Here is a 22219-nt window from a genome sequence, read left to right as displayed (position 1 = left end):
GAACTCTACGCTTATTACTGGTGCTGATACCCAGAGTCGAACTGGGGACCTCACCCTTACCAAGGGTGCGCTCTACCAACTGAGCCATATCAGCACGCTAATTCTTATAACAGCCTGCTAAAAGCAAACTTTACTAATTTGATGCCTGGCAGTTCCCTACTCTCGCATGGGGAGACCCCACACTACCATCGGCGCTACGGCGTTTCACTTCTGAGTTCGGCATGGGGTCAGGTGGGACCACCGCGCTACTGCCGCCAGGCAAATTCTGTTTCATTCATACCGCATCGTGTCATGATTTCTCACCACACACCGCCATACGAACCAATCTCGGAACAATCAGCTGAAAATCTACTTCAAAGTCTCTGCTAAAACACCTTTGGTGTTGTAAGGTTAAGCCTCTCGGGTCATTAGTACTGGTTAGCTCAATGCATCGCTGCACTTACACACCCAGCCTATCAACGTCTTAGTCTTAAACGTCCCTTCAGGTGGCTTAAAGCCACAGGGAAGACTCATCTCGAGGCAAGTTTCGCGCTTAGATGCTTTCAGCGCTTATCTTTTCCGCATTTAGCTACCGGGCAATGCCATTGGCATGACAACCCGAACACCAGTGATGCGTCCACTCCGGTCCTCTCGTACTAGGAGCAGCCCCTCTCAATCTTCCAACGCCCACGGCAGATAGGGACCGAACTGTCTCACGACGTTCTAAACCCAGCTCGCGTACCACTTTAAATGGCGAACAGCCATACCCTTGGGACCTACTTCAGCCCCAGGATGTGATGAGCCGACATCGAGGTGCCAAACACCGCCGTCGATATGAACTCTTGGGCGGTATCAGCCTGTTATCCCCGGAGTACCTTTTATCCGTTGAGCGATGGCCCTTCCATTCAGAACCACCGGATCACTATGACCTACTTTCGTACCTGCTCGAGCCGTCACTCTCGCAGTCAAGCTAGCTTATGCCATTGCACTAACCTCACGATGTCCGACCGTGATTAGCTAACCTTCGTGCTCCTCCGTTACTCTTTAGGAGGAGACCGCCCCAGTCAAACTACCCACCAGACACTGTCCTCACCCCAGATTATGGGGCCGAGTTAGAACATCAAACATTAAAGGGTGGTATTTCAAGGTTGGCTCCACGCAGACTGGCGTCCACGCTTCAAAGCCTCCCACCTATCCTACACATCAAGGCTCAATGTTCAGTGTCAAGCTATAGTAAAGGTTCACGGGGTCTTTCCGTCTTGCCGCGGGTACACTGCATCTTCACAGCGAGTTCAATTTCACTGAGTCTCGGGTGGAGACAGCCTGGCCATCATTACGCCATTCGTGCAGGTCGGAACTTACCCGACAAGGAATTTCGCTACCTTAGGACCGTTATAGTTACGGCCGCCGTTTACCGGGGCTTCGATCAAGAGCTTCTCCTACGGATAACCCCATCAATTAACCTTCCGGCACCGGGCAGGCGTCACACCGTATACGTCCACTTTCGTGTTTGCACAGTGCTGTGTTTTATTAAACAGTTGCAGCCAGCTGGTATCTTCGACTGGCTTCAGCTCCGGGAGCAAGTCCCTTCACCTACGCGCCAGCGTGCCTTCTCCCGAAGTTACGGCACCATTTTGCCTAGTTCCTTCACCCGAGTTCTCTCAAGCGCCTGAGTATTCTCTACCTGACCACCTGTGTCGGTTTGGGGTACGATTTCGTGTTACCTGGAGCTTAGAGGCTTTTCCTGGAAGCTTGGCATCAACTACTTCACCACCGTAGTGGCTCGTTATCACGCCTCAGGGTTAAAGTAATCCGGATTTACCAGGACTACACCCTACACGCTTGAACCGGGACAACCGTCGCCCGGCTAGCCTAGCCTTCTCCGTCCCCTTCGCAGTAACACCAAGTGCTGGAATATTAACCAGCTTCCCATCGACTACGCTTTTCAGCCTCGCCTTAGGGGTCGACTCACCCTGCCCCGATTAACGTTGGACAGGAACCCTTGGTCTTCCGGCGTGCGGGTTTTTCACCCGCATTATCGTTACTTATGTCAGCATTCGCACTTCTGATACCTCCAGCAAACCTCACAGTTCACCTTCGACGGCTTACAGAACGCTCCCTACCCAACAACACAGTGTCGCTGCCGCAGCTTCGGTGCATGGTTTAGCCCGTTACATCTTCCGCGCAGGCCGACTCGACCAGTGAGCTATTACGCTTTCTTTAAATGATGGCTGCTTCTAAGCCAACATCCTGGCTGTCTATGCCTTCCCACATCGTTTCCCACTTAACCATGACTTTGGGACCTTAGCTGGCGGTCTGGGTTGTTTCCCTCTTCACGACGGACGTTAGCACCCGCCGTGTGTCTCCCGTGATAACATTCTTCGGTATTCGTAGTTTGCATCGAGTTGGTAAGCCGGGATGGCCCCCTAGTCGAAACAGTGCTCTACCCCCGAAGATGAGTTCACGAGGCGCTACCTAAATAGCTTTCGGGAGAACCAGCTATCTCCCGGTTTGATTGGCCTTTCACCCCCAGCCACAAGTCATCCGCTAATTTTTCAACATTAGTCGGTTCGGTCCTCCAGTTAGTGTTACCCAACCTTCAACCTGCCCATGGCTAGATCACCGGGTTTCGGGTCTATACCTTGCAACTTGACGCCCAGTTAAGACTCGGTTTCCCTACGGCTCCCCTATACGGTTAACCTTGCTACAAAATATAAGTCGCTGACCCATTATACAAAAGGTACGCAGTCACCCAACAAAGTAGGCTCCCACTGCTTGTACGTACACGGTTTCAGGTTCTATTTCACTCCCTCGCCGGGGTTCTTTTCGCCTTTCCCTCACGGTACTGGTTCACTATCGGTCAGTCAGGAGTATTTAGCCTTGGAGGATGGTCCCCCCATATTCAGACAGGATGTCACGTGTCCCGCCCTACTCATCGAACTCACAACGTATGCATTTTTGTGTACGGGACTATCACCCTATACTGTGCGACTTTCCAGACGCTTCCACTAACACATACCCTGATTCAGGTTCTGGGCTCTTCCCCGTTCGCTCGCCGCTACTGGGGGAATCTCGGTTGATTTCTTTTCCTCGGGGTACTTAGATGTTTCAGTTCCCCCGGTTCGCCTCATTACACTATGTATTCATGTAATGATAATGTGTCGAAACACATTGGGTTTCCCCATTCGGGTATCGTCGGGTATAACGGTTCATATCACCTTACCGACGCTTTTCGCAGATTAGCACGCCCTTCATCGCCTCTGACTGCCTAGGCATCCACCGTGTACGCTTAGTCGCTTAACCTCACAACCCGAAGGTGTCTTAAAGACATCATCGTGCTGCGATTATTTGAGAGACTCTGTTACAGACTAATCCACCACTCAGTACTTCTACGGAGAGTGATGTTCAGCTGTAAACTTTCAATTTTCAGCTTGTTCCAGATTGTTAAAGAGCAATATCTTAAACACGACTCATTAAAGTCATCTTTAAGTTATTTTCTGTTCATAAAAGAACAGTTGATAATGTCTTTCACACATTATCGGAGTGGCGTCCCCAAGGGGATTCGAACCCCTGTTACAGCCGTGAAAGGGCAGTGTCCTAGGCCTCTAGACGATGGGGACACGAAAAATCCGTACCAGACCACATACATGGTTTGGCACTTTTCGTATCAGCGTAAGGTTGCCCTCACCGCATCAACAGGTGCTCTTGCTCATTAATTTCATCAGACAATCTGTGTGGACACTGCACAATGCGTATCTTTAGGTAAGGAGGTGATCCAACCGCAGGTTCCCCTACGGTTACCTTGTTACGACTTCACCCCAGTCATGAATCACAAAGTGGTAAGCGCCCTCCCGAAGGTTAAGCTACCTACTTCTTTTGCAACCCACTCCCATGGTGTGACGGGCGGTGTGTACAAGGCCCGGGAACGTATTCACCGTAGCATTCTGATCTACGATTACTAGCGATTCCGACTTCATGGAGTCGAGTTGCAGACTCCAATCCGGACTACGACATACTTTATGAGGTCCGCTTGCTCGCGAGTTTGCTTCTCTTTGTATATGCCATTGTAGCACGTGTGTAGCCCTACTGTAAGGGCCATGATGACTTGACGTCATCCCCACCTTCCTCCGGTTTATCACCGGCAGTCTCCTTTGAGTTCCCACCATTACGTGCTGGCAACAAAGGATAAGGGTTGCGCTCGTTGGGACTTAACCCAACATTTCACAACACGAGCTGACGACAGCCATGCAGCACCTGTCTCAGAGTTCCCGAAGGCACTAAGCTATCTCTAGCGAATTCTCTGGATGTCAAGAGTAGGTAAGGTTCTTCGCGTTGCATCGAATTAAACCACATGCTCCACCGCTTGTGCGGGCCCCCGTCAATTCATTTGAGTTTTAACCTTGCGGCCGTACTCCCCAGGCGGTCGACTTAACGCGTTAGCTCCGGAAGCCACGCCTCAAGGGCACAACCTCCAAGTCGACATCGTTTACAGCGTGGACTACCAGGGTATCTAATCCTGTTTGCTCCCACGCTTTCGCACCTGAGCGTCAGTCTTTGTCCAGGGGCCGCCTTCGCCACCGGTATTCCTCCAGATCTCTACGCATTTCACCGCTACACCTGGAATTCTACCCTCTACAAGACTCTAGCTTGCCAGTTTCAAATGCAGTTCCCAAGTTAAGCTCGGGATTTCACATCTGACTTAACAAACCGCCTGCGTGCGCTTTACGCCCAGTAATTCCGATTAACGCTTGCACCCTCCGTATTACCGCGGCTGCTGGCACGGAGTTAGCCGGTGCTTCTTCTGCGAGTAACGTCAATGTTCAGTGCTATTAACACTGAACCCTTCCTCCTCGCTGAAAGTGCTTTACAACCCTAAGGCCTTCTTCACACACGCGGCATGGCTGCATCAGGCTTGCGCCCATTGTGCAATATTCCCACTGCTGCCTCCGTAGGAGTCTGGACCGTGTCTCAGTTCCAGTGTGGCTGGTCATCCTCTCAGACCAGCTAGGGATCGTCGCCTAGGTGAGCCATTACCTCACCTACTAGCTAATCCCATCTGGGCACATCCGATGGCGTGAGGCCCGAAGGTCCCCCACTTTGCTCTTGCGAGGTCATGCGGTATTAGCTACCGTTTCCAGTAGTTATCCCCCTCCATCAGGCAGTTTCCCAGACATTACTCACCCGTCCGCCGCTCGCCGGCAAAGTAGCAAGCTACTTCCCGCTGCCGCTCGACTTGCATGTGTTAGGCCTGCCGCCAGCGTTCAATCTGAGCCATGATCAAACTCTTCAATTAAAAGTTCGATTTGCTTCAACAAGTGAAGCGGTGCTCAAAAATTAACTTTCGTAGTACTCTTATAGTTGAACAAGTCAACTAAATGAATTACTGCTTGGTCACTCTTTAAGACTTGATATTTTTTGCCACCGAGGTGGCTGATATCGTCTTGTGAGTGCCCACACAGATTGTCTGATAAATTGTTAAAGAGCAGTGAGTTACGCGCTTTCGCTTGCTAACTCGAGGTGGCGTATATTACGCTTTCCTCATTCAGTGTCAACCGTTTATTTCATCCGGTCATCACTGTTTTTAATCTTTCCGACCCGGTTACTTCGTGATGTTGTTCACGTTGTTCCCTGTCGATGGAGCGGCATTATAGGGATCCGAATTTTTTGCACAAGCCTTTTTTCCAATAAAAGGATCGACTGCGTGTTTTTCGACCCTTTCGCGGAGATCTCACCCGATCCGCTGGTTTTGACACCGATCTCAGCGGGTCCAAATTGGTATTTCCTCTGACCCGAACTATATTGCCAAGGTTATAACTCACTTATGGGGTACTTACAGATGTCTGAGGCTTTACGTATTTATCAGGGATTAACACCCACATTGGGCGAAAGAGTCATGGTTGATCCCTCCAGTGTGGTCATTGGCGATGTGGATCTTGCGGATGATGTCAGCATCTGGCCGTTAGTTGTCATACGTGGTGATGTGAATAATGTCGTGATCGGCTGCAGAACCAATGTTCAGGATGGCAGTGTGCTACATGTGACCCATCAGTCACGACACAATCCCGAGGGCTATCCTCTAATTATTGGGGAAGATGTTACTATCGGACATAAAGCAATGCTGCATGGCTGCACAATCGGAAATCGGGTTCTGGTCGGGATGGGATCCATTTTGCTGGACGGGGCCATTGTAGAAGATGATGTCATGATTGGTGCCGGTAGCCTGGTTCCACCGGGTAAGACGCTTGAAAGTGGCTACCTCTATTTAGGCAGCCCCGTTAAGCAGATACGGGAACTGACCTCTGAAGAACTCGCAGGACTGACGTACTCTTCTAATAACTATGTGACATGGAAAGATCTCTATCTGTCGCAAGAACAATAAAGAAGTGCGTTGCCTGAACAGTAATGAATCCGGACTGTTCAGGCATTACCGGTTATCCCAGCAAATCTTCCTTTAGCTGTTCCAGCACAGGTTCTATCTCCGGCATCACGCCATGCCATAAATAGAATGCATGAGCCGCCTGCCCCACCAGCATGCCCAATCCGTCGGCATAACGGGTTACCCCATTATTTATAGCCCACGCAATAAAAGGCGTTAATCCTGCCTGATAATACATATCGTAGACGCGAGTCCGGGCTGTCAGTACTTTTTCGGGGATCGACGGGATCTCACCTTTGATACCCGATGCTGTGGCGTTAATAATCAGATCGAAAGATTCATCAGCCAGATCCGCTAATGCTACCGCGCGGATATCTCCTTTTTCTTCGAAAATATGGCTCAGTTGCTGCGCCCGTTCAAACGTCCGGTTTGTGACGATCACTGAACAGCCATAAGACAACAGAGGAAGGATCACCCCACGCGCGGCACCACCCGCACCGACCAGTAAAACCCGGTCGCCGTGCTGCAAAAGCGCCAGCCGCTCCAGATCACTCAGCATACCGATGCCATCCGTGTTATCCCCAAGCAGTCGCCCATCCTCACAAATTTTGAGGGTGTTAACCGCTCCGGACAGCGCAGCACGTTCCGTCAGCTCATCAGATTGTGCAAAAGCACGCTCTTTGAAAGGGACAGTAATATTGGCACCACGCGCGCCGCCTTCAAAAAAGGATCGCAGGGTTTCTTCAAACGTTTCATGCGGAGCCAGAACCGTACCATAGGTGTGATCAATTCCCGTCTGGCTGGCAAACAGCGCATGAATACGCGGGGATTTACTATGGCCGATAGGATTCCCAAATACTGCAAAGGATGGCGTGACTTTCATTGTTTAGCCCTGACGAATAAGGTTGCCGGTAATGGCATCCCTGATTTCAGATGGATTGTCTCTTCCTCCCACATGGCCATTCAGCACCGGGAAATCATTGCCAAACTGGCGTCTGACCTCGTCGGAAAGTCGGCACGGCGGCTGGCCATTCAGATTGGCACTGGTGGACACCAGCGGTTTGCCAAACTTTTGGCAGAGTTCTTTTACCAGGGGATGATCGGTGACACGGACGGCCAGCGAGCTGAAACGGCCAGTTAACCAGTCTGGTGTCGATGGCTTCGCCGGCATCACCCAGGTGACCGGGCCGGGCCAGAATGACCAAATATGCTGAAGTTGCTGCTCAGTTAATGATGAGTCATCGATATAGGGAAGGAGTTGCTGGTAGCTGTCAGCAATCAGAATCAGTCCTTTATCTTTAGGCCGCTTTTTAAGTGCCAGAAGGGCCTCTACTGCTTGTTCACTGTCAGGATCACAACCCAGACCGAATACTGCTTCTGTCGGATACGCAATGACTTGTTGCCCGCGCAGCGCTTCAAGCACTGTGCTTAATGTATTTTCTGTTTCTTTATTCATCTTGTTCGTTATCTTTTATTTCGACGGCCTTACCGCATAATTTACTGGCACAGAATAACTTTATTCCCTGAGCCGTTTTCTTTTCCATCAATAAGGGGTAGTGGCAATGTTCGCACTCACCCGCCACCGGCTTATTGTTGATAGCAAACTGGCAATCCGGGTAACGGTCACAGGCGTGGAAAGCTTTACCAAAACGTGATTTTCGTTGTAGTAAATGACCTTTTCCACATTGCGGGCATCCGAGGCTGGTTTCTTCAGGTTTATCGATGGCTTCAATATGGTCACATTCAGGATACTGACTGCAGCCAATAAACATTCCATAGCGGCCCTGACGCAGCACTAAAGTAGATTCACATTTAGGGCATGCTTGTCCCTCCAGAATTTTCACAATATGACCATCTGCCTGTGATTTCAGGGGACGAATATATTGGCATTGTGGATAGGATGAACAACTGAGAAAAGGGCCGTGGCGACCACTACGGATCACCAACCCGGCCCCGCATTCTGGACAGGATCCATTTTGCTTCTCAGCAAAAAGTGCTGCTTTTGTCATAGGTTACGTTTTACCTGTTATCTCTTAATGGAGATAACCTTCATTAACTTCAAATAATAGCTCTTCCATTTGCTGATACGCACTTTCATATCCGGGAATATTAAACAGAACCATCAGCACGACCCATTTCAGATCCTCAAGATCAAATTCCTCAGTGTCCAGAGCCATAACACGATCGATAACCATCTCCCTGGTATCGAAATTCAATACTTTGATCTGTTCAAGGAACAACAGAAAACCACGACAACTGCAATCTAACCGACTTGTTTCCTCATCGGTGTAAACACGCAATGCTGAAGGATCAGAATCCAGCATATAAGATGGGGTTCCACCCTCTTGCATATCCGCAAGTTTTTCAAGCCAATTCAGCGCATTGTGAATATCGGCCCGGTGAAAACCAGCCTCGGTCAAGTCATCCGTTAACCTATCCTCGTCAACATTCATCTCCGCTTCGTTGTGAATGTAAGTTTCAAATAAGTACATTAGTACGTCGAACATGGCTTGCCCTCTTAATTCGGACATAGCCGCCGGATACAGCTGCGATCCATCCTGCTAACTCCAGCTCGAGTAGTTTACCTACCACTTCTGGCACAGGTTGGCCGGCACGTTCGGCGACGACGTCAACAGATGTCACCTCATATTCTACGTTAGCCAACACATCAGCAAATGGCAATTCAACTTCGCTATCTGATGCACAAATAATCGCCTCTGACGCCGTTAATCGTTTCGCCGGTGTCCGTTTAAAAGACTCTGAAGACTGGATATTGGGAAACCACGTCAGCCCGCTTCCTATCTGTTCAGCGATATCATTGGGTGCCGTCACCAGATACGCCCCCTGCTGAATCAGCCAGTGCGTGCCTTCTGAGGTTGCACTTCCCAACGGGCCGGGTAACGCGAAAACCTCTCTTCCCTGTTCCAGCGCATAACGCGCGGTAATCAGTGACCCGCTGCGCAACGTTGCCTCAATCACAAGCACACCGGCACTTAACCCGCTAATCACACGGTTCCGCCGGGGGAAATGAGCAGCTAAAGGCGGGGCTGTTACCAGATGCTCAGAGACCAGAGCCCCTCCCTGCTCAAGGATATGGTCCGCAAGCTTTGCATGCTGGAGTGGATAACGGTTCAGCAGCCCGCTGCCCAGCACCGCAATCGTCTTCCCCTGAGCCTCTAATGTTGCCCTGTGGCTGATGCCATCAATCCCCATTGCCAGTCCGCTGGTGACGGTAAAACCACTGCTGACAAGGCCACCGGCAAAAACCTGAGCATATTGTTCGCCGTAGTGCGTGAAATTTCGGCTACCCACCATTGCGATTTGCGCAGACTGGAGCAGGTCAGCGGTGCCTTCGACGAACAACATTAAAGGTGGAGAGGATATTTGTGCCAGCAGCGGCGGATACAACGCGCTGCCGAACGTCACCAGGTGGCGGTTGTCCCCTTCCAGCCATCGCAGAGATGCTGACACCCACTTTTGACTGAGATGCTGAAAGTCTGCGACCTGTTCGACTGAAAGACCGCAGACGGGTAACGCTGACGGCGAATACGTTCCGCGACAAAATAATGCCTGAACGATCTCAAGGGCATGTCTTGCACCGAGGCGTTTCACCGCAGATAAACGTATCCATACTTCCTGTAATGTCATTGTCCTTTCCCTTCTCAATGCCTTTCGGCGACTGATTCAATTGGCAGAGGATGCTGTCAATCGGGGCAGGAAATGTCTAGAATAGAGTCTATATATCTTCAATCAATTGAATAAAGATCCAGAAAAATATGTCCGTATTACAGATATTACATTTCCCAGACGAGCGGCTTCGCATAACTGCAAAACCGGTCAAAGAAGTTAACGCCGAAATCCAGCAGATCGTGGATGATATGTTTGAAACCATGTATGCAGAGGAAGGCATTGGTCTTGCTGCTACTCAGGTCGACATTCACCAACGGATCATCGTTATTGATGTCTCTGAAAATCGCGACGAGCGTCTGGTTCTCATCAACCCGGAATTGCTGGAAAAGAGCGGCGAAACGGGGATTGAAGAAGGCTGCCTGTCGATCCCGGATCAACGGGCGCTGGTGCCGCGTGCGGAAAAAGTTAAAATTCGCGCACTTGATCGTGAAGGCAAATCCTTCGAACTGGAAGCTGATGACTTGCTGGCAATTTGTATCCAGCATGAAATGGATCATCTGGTGGGCAAATTGTTCGTGGATTATTTGTCTCCACTGAAACGTCAGCGTATTCGCCAGAAAATGGAAAAAATGGCCAAGCTGAACGCACGGGCTGACTAATATTCGTGTAACACAGGACACTGCTTTGCGAATCATATTTGCCGGTACTCCCGACTTTGCAGCGCGTCATCTCGACGCGCTTTTATCATCAGAACATCAGGTTGTCGGTGTTTTCACTCAGCCTGATCGCCCGGCTGGCCGCGGGAATAAACTCACCGCAAGCCCGGTAAAAGTTCTGGCTCAAACCCACGACATTCCTGTTTTCCAACCTAAATCGTTACGCCCTGAAGAAAACCAATCACTGGTTTCCTCGTTAGAGGCTGATGTCATGGTTGTTGTTGCTTATGGTTTGATTTTACCTAAAGCAGTGCTGGAGATGCCGAAACTGGGCTGCATCAATGTGCATGGCTCTTTGCTGCCGCGCTGGCGTGGCGCCGCGCCGATCCAACGTTCTCTGTGGGCTGGCGACGCCAAAACAGGCATCACGATCATGCAGATGGATGTCGGGCTTGATACCGGTGACATGTTGCATAAAATCGAGTGTGACATCCTGCCCGAAGACACCAGCGCATCGCTTTATAACAAGCTGGCCGAACTTGGCCCGCAAGGCATGCTGGAAACTCTTGAGCAGTTGGCAAACGGTACCGCCAGACCGGAAGTTCAAAGCGAAGAACACGTCACCTACGCTGAAAAACTGAGCAAGGAAGAGGCCCGTTTAGACTGGAACTTATCCGCTGAACAACTTGAGCGTTGTATTCGCGCGTTTAATCCCTGGCCTGTCAGCTTTTTCATGATTGAAGAACAACCGGTTAAAGTCTGGCAGGCGGAATGTTTGTCAGAGAAAAGCAGTGCGGCTCCCGGAACCATTGTGTCTGCCAACAAAAAAGGCATTCAGATTGCGACGGCCGACGGGATCCTGAACATTACCCAGCTACAACCTTCGGGTAAAAAAGCGATGTCTGCACAAGACTTGCTGAACTCTCGTCGCGAATGGTTTACCGAAGGCACCCGTTTAGCCTGACCATAACGACTACGCCCGATATTTCGTCGGGCCTTATCTCTCTGATGATGCTGGCTCCGGTCAGCTTTTTTGACTATGAAAACAGCCTATAATCTCCGTAGCATTGCCGCTCAAGCCATCAGTCAGGTTCTGGACAAAGGTTTATCCTTGTCCACCGTGCTTCCTGGTCTGCAGAAAAATGTCTCAGAAAAAGATCGCGGACTCCTTCAGGAACTGTGTTTTGGTACGCTTCGGGTTCTTCCTCAGCTGGAATGGTGTTTGCAGCAACTGATGGCAAAACCTCTCACTGGTAAGCAAAGAACTTTGCATTACTTGCTGATGGTTGGCCTGTATCAGTTAATCCACACCCGTATTCCGGCGCATGCCGTTCTTGCTGAAACTGTGAACGGTGCCGTGGCACTGAAACGCCCTCAGCTTAAAGGCCTTATCAACGGCGTTTTGCGTCAGTTTCAGCGACAGCAGGAAGAATTACTGCCCCGCATGGCCAACAATGACAGCCGTTATCTTCACCCAAGCTGGCTGCTTAACCGCCTGAAAAAAGCCTATCCAGCTGATTGGGAAGCGATTATTGAAGCAAACAATCAAAGGCCACCAATGTGGTTGCGCGTCAACAGAATGCACCATACCCGCGAAGAATACCTGCATCTGCTGAATGAAGCCCAGATTGAAGCCATGCCGCATCATGAGTACAGCGATGCATTAAGGCTGATGACACCTTGCCAGGTGGACCTGCTTCCTGGTTTTGCTGAAGGCTGGGTCACCGTACAGGATGCTTCGGCGCAGGGCAGTGTTGATCTGTTGGATCCGCAGAATGGCGAATTGATCCTCGATTTATGTTGTGCGCCTGGCGGTAAAACAACTCACATTCTGGAAGCTGCACCAAAAGCACATGTTCTCGCAGTTGATGTGGATGAGCAGCGTTTGAAACGCGTTCATGAAAATCTGCAGCGCCTGAAACTGAGTGCAGAAGTGAAACAAGGTGATGGCCGTGAGCCGCAGGCGTGGGCCGGTGATCGCCTCTTCGATCGGATTTTGCTTGATGCCCCTTGCTCAGCGACCGGTGTTATTCGCCGACACCCTGATATCAAATGGCTGCGCCGGGACAGCGATATTGCCGAACTGGCGAAGCTTCAGAGAGAAATTCTTGAAGCTGTCTGGCCACGATTAAAAAGCCAGGGTGTCATGGTTTACGCCACCTGCTCAATTTTGCCAGATGAAAATTGCCAGCAAATCGCCGCGTTTCTGGCATCTCATCCGGAGGCAACGCTGGTTGAAACCGGAACGGCGGAAAAACCTGGCCGACAAAATCTTCCCCATGCTGAAGATGGCGATGGCTTCTATTACGCTAAACTCATCAAAAGCTGATCATCTTGTATTAGTGCTTTTTACGCAGGCTGATACCTTCGAGGCAAAGCAGAGAGTCATATGAAAATAATAATTCTCGGGGCAGGGCAGGTTGGCGGAACACTCGCCGAAAACCTGGTGGGTGAGAACAACGACATCACGGTTGTCGATACGAATACCGTCCGGCTGCGTCAGCTTCAGGATAAATTCGACCTGCGGGTCGTCCAGGGTCATGGTTCACATCCGCGCGTACTGCGAGAAGCCGGTGCGGAAGATGCCGATATGCTGGTCGCTGTGACCAATTCGGACGAAACCAATATGGTGGCGTGTCAGATCGCCTACTCGCTTTTTAATACCCCCAATCGTATTGCCCGCATTCGTTCAACCGAATACATCCGTGAATCCGAAAAGCTCTTCCATCCCGAAGCCGTGCCGATTGATCACCTGATTTCGCCAGAACAACTGGTGACGGATTACATCTACAAACTCATTGAGTATCCGGGTGCATTGCAGGTGGTGAATTTCGCTGAAGGGAAAGTCAGCATTGCCGCAGTAAAAGCCTACTACGGCGGGCCGTTAGTGGGCAACGCGCTGTCTTCAATGCGTGAGCATATGCCGCATATTGAAACCCGTGTGGCCGCGATTTTCCGTCAGGATCGTCCTATCCGTCCGCAGGGATCCACCATCGTTGAGGCTGGTGACGAAGTTTTCTTTGTGGCCGCTTCTCAGCATATCCGTGCAGTCATGAGTGAGCTTCAGAGGCTGGAAAAGCCTTATAAGCGAATCATGATTGTAGGTGGCGGTAATGTCGGTGCGGGTCTGGCACAACGGCTGGAAAAAAACTACAGCGTAAAACTGATCGAACGTGATCAACAGCGTGCCGCTGAGCTTGCGGAAATCCTGCAGGACACCATTGTTTTCTATGGCGATGCGTCCGATCAGGAACTGTTGGCCGAAGAACATATTGAACAAGTCGATGTGTTCATTGCAATTACCAATGATGACGAAGCCAATATCATGTCGGCCATGCTTGCCAAGCGCATGGGCGCCAAAAAAGTCATGGTACTCATTCAGCGCAGCGCGTATGTCGATTTGGTTCAGGGCAGCGTTATCGATATAGCAATTTCACCCCAGCAGGCAACCATCTCCGCGTTGCTGGGACACGTCAGGAAAGCGGACATAGTCAGCGTTTCATCCCTGAGGCGTGGTGTCGCTGAAGCGATTGAAGCCATTGCACACGGTGACGAAACAACATCTAAAGTTGTTGGCCGTACTGTAGAGCAAATCAAACTGCCGCCCGGCACGACTATCGGGGCGATTGTCCGCGGAAATGACGTAATCATTGCTAACGGTACCAGCCGGATCCAACAAGGTGATCACGTGGTGATGTTTATCACCGACAAGAAATTTGTCAGGGATGTAGAGCGCCTGTTCCAGCCAAGCCCATTCTTCTTATAATTCGTGTGTCACTGTTAATCGAATTTAGCGTTAATCAGGCTTCGGGTAAGAACTTTTGTAGCGAAGACACCACAAATGGTCTTTACTTGGTTTGTTATATTTGATGAATTTGCCAAGGAGTATTTATGAGTTTTATGAAAGAGTTTCGTGAGTTTGCCATGCGTGGCAACGTGGTCGACCTGGCTGTCGGTGTTATCATCGGGGCCGCATTTGGCAAAATAGTATCGTCATTTGTCGCCGATATTATTATGCCGCCACTGGGTTTACTGATTGGTGGGGTCGATTTTAAGCAGTTTGCTTTCGTGCTCAGGGATGCTCAGGGAGCAACACCCGCCGTAGTCATGCATTACGGGGTATTTATTCAGAATATTTTTGATTTCGTCATCGTCGCACTGGCTATATTCTGCGCAATTACCTTGATGAACAAAATGCGTCGTAAGCAGGAAGACAAACCCGCTGCACCACCAAAACCTACTGCGGAAGAAACTCTGTTAGCGGAAATTCGCGATTTACTGAAAGAACAGCAGACACCAAAACTGTAAGCCCTCTCTGCGAAGACTTTTTAGAAGGGCAGTGTTGAATACTCAAGTGAACACTCAACACTGCCCTCCAAATAACTCCCCTTGCCATTTTTTTCTTTGCGCCGATAACTCCCTTTCCCTTTCTGATTTTTCTCAACTCTCTGTTTAAACAGCGGGTCATGAAGAAGTGCCTGCAATGCGTTATCCTGAATAGTGCCTTTCTGGTGCTTATAGTGGGACATATAACCTCGATTATTGTCATACATGTTGAACAAAATACGCGCACATCATACTGCGATAATTATTACTGTGAAAGTGGTTTATAAACAGGTGCGAAGGCTCATGCAACTTTTCCAGCACCATCTTCCAGTGCTTCCAAAATAGAACAACTTACACTGGTATGCGCGGAGCCGCAGCAGGCAGCACTGAGTCTCTGCAACGATTCGCGCATCTGATTAAGCTCTTTTAATTTCAACTCAACCTCGGCAAGTCTTTCATCTACGATGGATTTTGATTCCTGACAGGTGTGATGCAGAGGATCGATCCGAATCGAAAGTAACTCCTTAATCGCATCGAGTGTAAAACCCGTCGATTTGGCATAGCGAATAAAGCGTAACCGCTGCACATCACTGTCGTCATATTGACGGTAACCCGAGGGATTACGTGTACCCGCACTCATCATCCCCTGCTTCTCGTAGTAGCGGACGGTATCTGTGGATACATTTGCCAGGCTGGCAAGCTCACCAATTTTATACATGTCTATTTACCTTTGAATTTATCTATCAGTGCATTTCCATAATGCCCGTGAAGGAAATCAGTATTTAATCCGGCTTGCTGTAAACGTAACTGCAAGACTTTCAGTCGCTTTTCTGTGGGCGCAAAGTTCGGGTCATCATTGCCTAATGTTTGCAGCAAATGATCCAGTTCGATTGCTTCCTTTCGATCCTGTAATTCCGGGGGTAAGTAACCCGCATTTTTGAGGATACGATAGGAGGTTCTGAGCTCATCCGGAACAGCACTGTCATCATCCAGAACCAGGGTTTGTCCGCTTCCGGGCAGATTATCAAACTCGCCCTTTTCCTGAGCATCTTTGATGTGCTTTTCAACCCATTGATCAATCAAAAACATGATTTTCCTCTACTCATCAGAACGAATCATTGTGAATCATAGTCTCTGACTGACTGGCTTAAAAGAGGAAGAAACGCAGGACAAATATTGCGGTAAGAAAAAGAAGTGGGGCACTAAAATTCAGATGTAAAAAAACCGGGCAAAAGCCCGGTTTTTTCATGCATCTACAGATTATTCAGCAGTTGCTACTTCTGCTTTTGACTCTGCACGATCAACGAGCTCGATGTATGCCATCGGCGCATTGTCGCCTGCACGGAAGCCACACTTAAGAATACGAGTGTAACCACCGGCACGGCTCGCGAAACGCGGGCCCAGTTCATTAAACAGTTTTGCCACGATCTCGTTATCACGAGTACGGGCGAATGCCAGACGACGATTTGCAACGTTGTCGGTCTTGGCAAGAGTAATCAGCGGCTCAACAACGCGACGCAGCTCTTTCGCTTTCGGCAGGGTCGTCTTGATGATCTCATGACGAACCAAAGAGCCGGCCATGTTACGGAACATAGCCTGTCGGTGGCTGCTGTTACGGTTCAGTTGACGACCACTCTTACGATGGCGCATGACCTTATCCTTCTCAGTAAAACCTTAACCTGTGATCCGGTTACTCGTCAGCAATACTTGCTGGTGGCCAGTTTTCCAGGCGCATGCCCAGAGACAAACCACGGGACGCAAGTACGTCTTTGATCTCAGTAAGAGATTTTTTACCCAGGTTAGGTGTTTTAAGTAACTCAACCTCGGTACGCTGTACCAGATCACCGATGTAGTGGATTGCTTCTGCCTTAAGGCAGTTAGCAGAGCGGACAGTCAATTCCAGACCGTCAACAGGGCGCAGCAGGATTGGATCGAATTCCGGCTTCTCTTCTTTGACTTCCGGTTGACGTACATCACGTAAATCAACGAAAGCTTCAAGTTGTTCAGCAAGAATGGTCGCCGCACGACGGATCGCCTCTTCAGGATCGATCGTACCGTTGGTTTCCATTTCGATAACCAGCTTGTCCAAATCAGTACGCTGTTCTACACGCGCTGCTTCAACATTGTAGGCAATACGCTCTACAGGGCTGTAGCATGCATCTACTAACAGACGACCAATTGGGCGCTCATCTTCTTCCGAATGAATTCGGGCAGACGCCGGCACATAACCACGACCGCGCTGAACTTTGATACGCATGCTGATAGCAGCGTTCTCATCGGTCAGGTGGCAGATGACATGTTGCGGCTTGACGATTTCGACATCACCATCATGGGTAATGTCGGCTGCAGTCACAGGGCCAATGCCAGACTTATTCAGGGTAAGAATAACTTCATCTTTCCCTTGAACTCTCACCGCCAGCCCTTTCAGGTTGAGCAGGATCTCCAGGATATCTTCCTGTACGCCTTCTTTGGTGCTGTACTCATGCAGTACACCATCAATCTCAACCTCGGTCACCGCGCAACCCGGCATGGATGAAAGCAGAATACGGCGCAGTGCGTTGCCTAAAGTATGGCCAAAGCCACGTTCTAAAGGCTCAAGGGTCACCTTGGCGTGCGTCGAACTGACTTGCTCGATATCTACCAGGCGCGGTTTTAGAAACTCTGTCACAGAACCCTGCATTGTGTCCTCTCTTTGGTACTAAGCTTTACTTGGAGTAAAGCTCGACGATCAGGTGTTCGTTAATGTCGGAAGACAGATCAGTACGTTCAGGCATACGCTTGAACACACCTTCCATCTTAGCAGCATCAACTTCAAGCCAAGTCGGCTTTTCACGCTGTTCAGCCAACTCCAAAGCGGCCTTCACGCGAGATTGCTTTTTAGCTTTCTCACGGATGCTGACAACGTCATTCGGAGATACCTGATAAGAAGCGATGTTAACAACGCGACCGTTTACCATGATAGCTTTGTGGCTAACTAACTGGCGGGATTCCGCACGAGTAGCGCCGAAGCCCATACGATAAACTACGTTGTCCAAACGACCTTCAAGCAGTTGCAACAGGTTTGCACCGGTGTTGCCTTTCAGGCGTGCTGCTTCTTTGTAATAGTTACGGAACTGACGCTCCAGAACACCGTAGATACGGCGAACTTTTTGCTTTTCACGTAACTGTACACCATAGTCAGACAGACGCGGTTTACGCGCACCATGCTGACCAGGAGCTTGTTCAATTTTACACTTGGTATCGATCGCGCGAACGCCAGATTTAAGGAATAAATCTGTGCCCTCACGACGGCTAAGCTTGAGCTTAGGACCCAAATATCTTGCCATTTTCTCTCTCCAACAAACCTAAAAGCAGCGTTATACGCGACGCTTTTTCGGCGGACGACAACCGTTATGAGGGATAGGAGTCACATCAGTAATATTAGTGATGCGGAAACCAGCCGCGTTTAATGCGCGGATAGTAGACTCTCGACCAGGACCAGGTCCTTTAACCATAACTTCCAGATTCTTGATACCGTATTCTTTCACTGCGTCAGCGCAGCGCTCTGCTGCAACCTGAGCTGCGAACGGAGTGGATTTACGAGAACCACGGAAACCGGAACCACCAGCTGTTGCCCAACCCAAAGCATTACCCTGACGATCGGTAATGGTAACAATGGTGTTGTTGAAAGAAGCATGGATATGAGCCACGCCGTCAGAGACTTGTTTTCTTACACGTTTACGTGTACGAACAGGTGCCTTTGCCATTTATTCAATCACCCCGATTATTTCTTGATCGGTTTACGCGGACCCTTACGGGTACGTGCGTTAGTCTTGGTACGCTGACCGCGTACTGGAAGACCACGACGATGACGCAAACCACGATAAGTTCCAAGGTCCATAAGACGCTTGATGCTCAGGGTGACTTCACGACGCAGATCACCTTCAACAATGAACTTGGCAACTTCGTCACGCAGTTTTTCGATTTGCTCTTCAGACAGCTCACTGATCTTAACATTTTCAGCAATACCTGATGCAGCACAGATAGACTGTGAGCGGGTTTTGCCGATGCCGTAGATCGAAGTTAATGCGATCACGGTATGTTTCTGATCAGGAATGTTAATGCCTGCTATACGGGCCACTATGCACTCCTACTATTTATATACGGCAATACCATTCTGAAAAGCCCGTTTTCAGGATACTCAAATAGTATTGCTGCTTACATACAAAAGATTGGCTGGCTAATCTAGCCAGCTCAACCCAACTTTGCAAGAAAAATATGCGAGATAATCAGCCTTGACGCTGTTTATGCTTCGGTTCTGCGCTGCAGATTACGCGAACGATACCGTTACGCTTAACAATTTTGCAGTTACGACATAATTTCTTGACGGAAGCACGAACTTTCATTTTTACTCTCCGTAACTTCGCAAACTCACCAGATTAGCGGTTATAGCCTTTCAGGTTTGCTTTCTTCAATGCAGACTCGTACTGACTTGACATCATCAGAGTTTGCACTTGAGCCATAAAGTCCATGATAACGACGACTACGATCAGTAGAGAAGTACCACCAAAGTAGAATGGAACTTTCATCGCGTCACGCATGAACTCCGGGATAAGGCAGATGAAAGTAATATACATCGCACCAATTAAGGTTAAACGAGTCATCACTTTATCAATGTACTTCGCCGTTTGCTCTCCCGGACGAATTCCTGGTACAAATGCACCGGACTTCTTCAGGTTATCTGCTGTCTCACGCGGGTTGAACACCAACGCAGTATAAAAGAAACAGAAGAAGATGATTGCAGTCGCATAGAGTAACACATAAAGCGGTTGCCCAGGCTGCAAATACAGCGAAATCGTAGTCAGCCAGTTCCAACCAGTCCCGCCCCCAAACCATGATGCAATCGTGGCAGGGAACAGAATAATGCTGGAAGCGAAGATTGCTGGGATAACCCCGGCCATATTCACTTTCAACGGTAAGTGCGTGCTCTGTGCTGCATAGACACGACGACCTTGTTGGCGTTTAGCATAGTTAACGACGATACGACGTTGACCACGTTCAACAAACACCACAAAGAAAGTCACTGCAAACACTAAAACTGCAACCAACAGCAACAGGAGGAAGTGCAGGTCGCCTTGCCGAGCTTGTTCGATAGTATGGGCGATTGCTGGCGGGAGACCCGCTACGATACCTGCAAAGATAATGATTGAAATACCGTTACCGATACCTCGTTCAGTAATTTGCTCACCCAGCCACATCAGGAACATTGTCCCAGTCACTAAGCTCACAACTGCAGTAAAGTAGAACGCAAAGCCTGGATTTAACACCAGACCTTGCATACCAGGCATGTTCGGCAGACCGGTAGCAATACCGATCGACTGAAACACTGCCAATACCAGCGTACCGTAACGGGTGTACTGACTAATCTTACGACGGCCAGCCTCCCCTTCTTTCTTTATTTCTGCTAACGCTGGATGAACCACCGTTAACAGCTGGATAATGATCGATGCAGAAATGTACGGCATGATCCCCAGAGCAAAGATTGAAGCACGGCTAAGGGCACCACCAGAGAACATGTTAAACATTTCAATGATGGTACCTCTTTGCTGCTCGAGCAATTTGGCAAGTACAGCGGCATCAATACCAGGGATCGGAATAAAAGAGCCGATACGGAAAACAATCAGCGCACCGATAACAAACAAAAGTCTGCGCTTCAGTTCGCCTAGTCCACCCTTGGCACTTTGAAAATCTAATCCCGGTTGCTTAGCCATCTGCTACTTATTCCTCAATTTTACCGCCAGCAGCTTCGATAGCAACACGAGCGCCTTTGGTGACACGCAAACCACGCAGAGTTACCGCACGACCAACTTCGCCAGAAAGGATTACTTTCGCGAACTCGATCTGGATACCAACTACGTTAGCGGCTTTCAGCGCGTTCAGGTCGATCACGTCGCCTTCCACCAGAGCCAGTTCAGACAGACGAACTTCTGCCGTGATCATAGCTTTGCGGGAGGTGAAGCCGAATTTCGGCAAACGACGATATAAAGGCATCTGACCACCTTCAAAACCACGACGTACGCCACCACCAGAACGTGAGTTCTGACCTTTGTGACCACGACCGCCGGTTTTACCCAGGCCAGAACCAATACCACGACCTACACGCCTTGGCGCTTGTTTGGCACCATCAGCCGGAGACAGAGTATTTAAACGCATCTCTTACTCCTCAACCTTAACCATGTAGGAAACCAGGTTGATCATACCGCGTACAGCAGGAGTATCCTCGCGCTCAACGGTGTGACCAATACGACGCAGACCCAGGCCCAGCAGAGTAGCTTTATGCTTCGGCAGACGGCCAATGGAACTGCGAGTTTGTGTAACTTTAATAGTCTTTGCCATGGTTAATTACCCCAGAATTTCTTCAACGGATTTACCACGCTTGGCAGCGACCATTTGTGGGGATTTCATATTTGCCAAAGCATCGATAGTTGCACGAACCACGTTGATCGGGTTGGTGGAACCATAAGCTTTAGCCAATACGTTATGAACCCCTGCAACTTCCAGGACGGCGCGCATTGCACCACCGGCGATAATACCGGTACCTTCGGAAGCCGGCTGCATGAACACACGGGAACCCGTATGAGCACCTTTAACAGGATGCTGCAGGGTGCCGCTATTCAGCGCGACATTCATCATGTTGCGACGGGCTTTTTCCATCGCTTTCTGGATCGCTGCCGGAACTTCGCGTGCTTTGCCGTAGCCAAAACCAACGCGACCGTTACCATCACCAACTACTGTCAGTGCGGTAAAGCTGAAGATACGGCCACCTTTTACGGTTTTAGATACGCGGTTTACCGCGATCAGCTTTTCCTGCAGTTCGCCAGCTTGTTTTTCGATGTGAGCCATCTTAAACCTCTTCCTTAGAACTGAAGGCCAGCTTCACGGGCAGCATCTGCCAGTGCCTGGACTCGACCATGATATTGGAAACCGGAACGGTCAAAGGATACTTTCGTGATCCCTTTTTCCAATGCGCGTTCTGCGATAGCTTTACCTACAGCAGTGGCAGCATCTTTGTTGCCGGTATACTTCAGTTGCTCAGTGATAGTTTTTTCTACAGTAGATGCAGCAACTATTACTTCAGAACCGTTTGGTGCGATGACCTGTGCGTAAATATGACGCGGGGTACGATGTACCACCAGACGAGTCGCACCCAATTCTTTGAGCTTGCGGCGTGCGCGGGTCGCACGACGGATACGAGCAGATTTCTTATCCATAG

Annotated in this window: 25 protein-coding genes, 2 tRNA genes and 3 rRNA genes; 6 read left to right on the top strand and 24 right to left on the bottom strand. The window is 49.6% G+C overall.

What is annotated here, in order from left to right; all coding sequences use genetic code 11:
• Positions 1-18: 18 nt before the first annotated feature.
• From J9880_RS09645 to J9880_RS09625, 5 genes are all read right to left on the bottom strand, one after another.
• A tRNA-Thr gene (locus tag J9880_RS09645) sits at positions 19-94 on the bottom strand.
• Between the two features lie 49 nt (positions 95-143).
• A 5S ribosomal RNA gene (gene rrf, locus J9880_RS09640) occupies positions 144-259 on the bottom strand.
• Between the two features lie 127 nt (positions 260-386).
• Positions 387-3282: ribosomal RNA gene (locus J9880_RS09635) — 23S ribosomal RNA — on the bottom strand.
• A gap of 241 nt (positions 3283-3523) precedes the next feature.
• Positions 3524-3599: transfer RNA gene (locus J9880_RS09630), tRNA-Glu, on the bottom strand.
• Positions 3600-3742: 143 nt separating this feature from the next.
• Positions 3743-5272 (bottom strand): 16S ribosomal RNA (locus J9880_RS09625).
• The 16S, 23S and 5S rRNA genes sit together here with 2 tRNA genes alongside, the layout of an rRNA operon.
• A gap of 543 nt (positions 5273-5815) precedes the next feature.
• Here J9880_RS09625 and J9880_RS09620 point away from each other — a divergent pair.
• The gene (locus J9880_RS09620; RefSeq protein ID WP_119825656.1) at positions 5816-6358 is read left to right on the top strand and encodes a gamma carbonic anhydrase family protein; all 543 of its coding nucleotides are present in this window, start codon (positions 5816-5818) and stop codon (positions 6356-6358) included.
• Between the two features lie 52 nt (positions 6359-6410).
• Here the strand turns inward: J9880_RS09620 and aroE are convergent, their stop codons facing one another.
• The 5 genes from aroE to dprA are packed head-to-tail and all read right to left on the bottom strand — an operon-like array spanning position 6411 to position 10003.
• Positions 6411-7238 carry a shikimate dehydrogenase gene (gene aroE / locus J9880_RS09615; RefSeq protein ID WP_119825215.1) on the bottom strand — a complete coding sequence of 276 codons (828 nt, stop codon included), beginning with the start codon at positions 7236-7238 and terminating at the stop codon, positions 6411-6413.
• 3 nt (positions 7239-7241) lie between these two features.
• The gene (gene tsaC, locus J9880_RS09610) at positions 7242-7811 is read right to left on the bottom strand and encodes an L-threonylcarbamoyladenylate synthase type 1 TsaC (protein ID WP_119825217.1); all 570 of its coding nucleotides are present in this window, start codon (positions 7809-7811) and stop codon (positions 7242-7244) included.
• Complete coding sequence (locus J9880_RS09605) at positions 7804-8364, bottom strand: DNA topoisomerase family protein (RefSeq protein WP_119825218.1); 561 nt, start codon at positions 8362-8364, stop codon at positions 7804-7806. Before J9880_RS09605 ends, tsaC begins: the two co-directional genes overlap by 8 nt.
• A gap of 24 nt (positions 8365-8388) precedes the next feature.
• A complete protein-coding gene (locus tag J9880_RS09600) occupies positions 8389-8862 on the bottom strand; it encodes a DUF494 family protein (protein WP_095923740.1) in 474 nt (157 codons plus the stop codon).
• On the bottom strand, positions 8834-10003 hold the full coding sequence (gene dprA, locus J9880_RS09595; protein WP_232770374.1) for a DNA-protecting protein DprA: 1170 nt from the start codon (positions 10001-10003) through the stop codon (positions 8834-8836). The genes J9880_RS09600 and dprA overlap by 29 nt, the downstream gene beginning before the upstream one ends.
• 128 nt (positions 10004-10131) lie before the next feature.
• Here dprA and def point away from each other — a divergent pair, with 128 nt between their 5' ends.
• From def to mscL, 5 genes are all read left to right on the top strand, one after another.
• Positions 10132-10644, top strand: coding sequence for a peptide deformylase (gene def / locus J9880_RS09590; RefSeq protein ID WP_119825222.1), 513 nt, complete (start codon positions 10132-10134; stop codon positions 10642-10644).
• A 1-nt stretch (position 10645) separates the two neighbouring features.
• Positions 10646-11605 carry a methionyl-tRNA formyltransferase gene (gene fmt / locus J9880_RS09585; protein WP_232770459.1) on the top strand — a complete coding sequence of 320 codons (960 nt, stop codon included), beginning with the start codon at positions 10646-10648 and terminating at the stop codon, positions 11603-11605.
• 75 nt (positions 11606-11680) lie between these two features.
• On the top strand, positions 11681-12970 hold the full coding sequence (gene rsmB, locus J9880_RS09580) for a 16S rRNA (cytosine(967)-C(5))-methyltransferase RsmB (protein WP_232770373.1): 1290 nt from the start codon (positions 11681-11683) through the stop codon (positions 12968-12970).
• A gap of 60 nt (positions 12971-13030) precedes the next feature.
• Complete coding sequence (trkA, locus tag J9880_RS09575) at positions 13031-14407, top strand: Trk system potassium transporter TrkA (protein WP_095923745.1); 1377 nt, start codon at positions 13031-13033, stop codon at positions 14405-14407.
• A gap of 125 nt (positions 14408-14532) precedes the next feature.
• Positions 14533-14949 carry a large-conductance mechanosensitive channel protein MscL gene (gene mscL / locus J9880_RS09570; protein ID WP_095923746.1) on the top strand — a complete coding sequence of 139 codons (417 nt, stop codon included), beginning with the start codon at positions 14533-14535 and terminating at the stop codon, positions 14947-14949.
• A gap of 20 nt (positions 14950-14969) precedes the next feature.
• Here the strand turns inward: mscL and J9880_RS09565 are convergent, their stop codons facing one another.
• The 14 genes from J9880_RS09565 to rplR form a co-directional block, all read right to left on the bottom strand.
• Complete coding sequence (locus J9880_RS09565; RefSeq protein WP_095923747.1) at positions 14970-15170, bottom strand: alternative ribosome-rescue factor A; 201 nt, start codon at positions 15168-15170, stop codon at positions 14970-14972.
• A 98-nt stretch (positions 15171-15268) separates the two neighbouring features.
• Positions 15269-15685, bottom strand: a complete 417-nt coding sequence (gene zntR / locus J9880_RS09560) for a Zn(2+)-responsive transcriptional regulator (protein WP_095923748.1) — start codon at positions 15683-15685, stop codon at positions 15269-15271.
• A 2-nt stretch (positions 15686-15687) separates the two neighbouring features.
• Positions 15688-16056 carry a DnaJ family domain-containing protein gene (locus J9880_RS09555; protein WP_119825230.1) on the bottom strand — a complete coding sequence of 123 codons (369 nt, stop codon included), beginning with the start codon at positions 16054-16056 and terminating at the stop codon, positions 15688-15690.
• A 171-nt stretch (positions 16057-16227) separates the two neighbouring features.
• Positions 16228-16617, bottom strand: coding sequence for a 50S ribosomal protein L17 (gene rplQ / locus J9880_RS09550; RefSeq protein WP_013573706.1), 390 nt, complete (start codon positions 16615-16617; stop codon positions 16228-16230).
• Between the two features lie 40 nt (positions 16618-16657).
• Entirely contained in the window at positions 16658-17647 is a 990-nt protein-coding gene (locus tag J9880_RS09545; protein WP_232770372.1) for a DNA-directed RNA polymerase subunit alpha, read from the bottom strand.
• Positions 17648-17672: 25 nt separating this feature from the next.
• A complete protein-coding gene (rpsD, locus tag J9880_RS09540) occupies positions 17673-18293 on the bottom strand; it encodes a 30S ribosomal protein S4 (protein ID WP_095923750.1) in 621 nt (206 codons plus the stop codon).
• Positions 18294-18323: 30 nt separating this feature from the next.
• Positions 18324-18713, bottom strand: coding sequence for a 30S ribosomal protein S11 (gene rpsK, locus J9880_RS09535; RefSeq protein ID WP_004929731.1), 390 nt, complete (start codon positions 18711-18713; stop codon positions 18324-18326).
• A gap of 17 nt (positions 18714-18730) precedes the next feature.
• Complete coding sequence (gene rpsM, locus J9880_RS09530; protein WP_013573704.1) at positions 18731-19087, bottom strand: 30S ribosomal protein S13; 357 nt, start codon at positions 19085-19087, stop codon at positions 18731-18733.
• Positions 19088-19235: 148 nt separating this feature from the next.
• A complete protein-coding gene (rpmJ, locus tag J9880_RS09525) occupies positions 19236-19352 on the bottom strand; it encodes a 50S ribosomal protein L36 (RefSeq protein ID WP_012768118.1) in 117 nt (38 codons plus the stop codon).
• Positions 19353-19385: 33 nt separating this feature from the next.
• Positions 19386-20717, bottom strand: coding sequence for a preprotein translocase subunit SecY (gene secY / locus J9880_RS09520; protein WP_014333605.1), 1332 nt, complete (start codon positions 20715-20717; stop codon positions 19386-19388).
• A gap of 7 nt (positions 20718-20724) precedes the next feature.
• The gene (gene rplO / locus J9880_RS09515; protein ID WP_013573702.1) at positions 20725-21159 is read right to left on the bottom strand and encodes a 50S ribosomal protein L15; all 435 of its coding nucleotides are present in this window, start codon (positions 21157-21159) and stop codon (positions 20725-20727) included.
• A 3-nt stretch (positions 21160-21162) separates the two neighbouring features.
• On the bottom strand, positions 21163-21342 hold the full coding sequence (gene rpmD, locus J9880_RS09510; RefSeq protein ID WP_013573701.1) for a 50S ribosomal protein L30: 180 nt from the start codon (positions 21340-21342) through the stop codon (positions 21163-21165).
• A 6-nt stretch (positions 21343-21348) separates the two neighbouring features.
• Complete coding sequence (gene rpsE, locus J9880_RS09505; RefSeq protein WP_013573700.1) at positions 21349-21849, bottom strand: 30S ribosomal protein S5; 501 nt, start codon at positions 21847-21849, stop codon at positions 21349-21351.
• A gap of 14 nt (positions 21850-21863) precedes the next feature.
• Positions 21864-22217, bottom strand: a complete 354-nt coding sequence (gene rplR, locus J9880_RS09500) for a 50S ribosomal protein L18 (RefSeq protein WP_013573699.1) — start codon at positions 22215-22217, stop codon at positions 21864-21866.
• Between the last annotated feature and the right edge of the window lie 2 nt (positions 22218-22219).

It is taken from the genome of Rahnella victoriana, from assembly GCF_021276285.1.
GTDB classification, from domain to species: Bacteria; Pseudomonadota; Gammaproteobacteria; order Enterobacterales; family Enterobacteriaceae; genus Rahnella; species Rahnella victoriana.
This window is presented reverse-complemented; position numbering and strand designations above follow the sequence as displayed.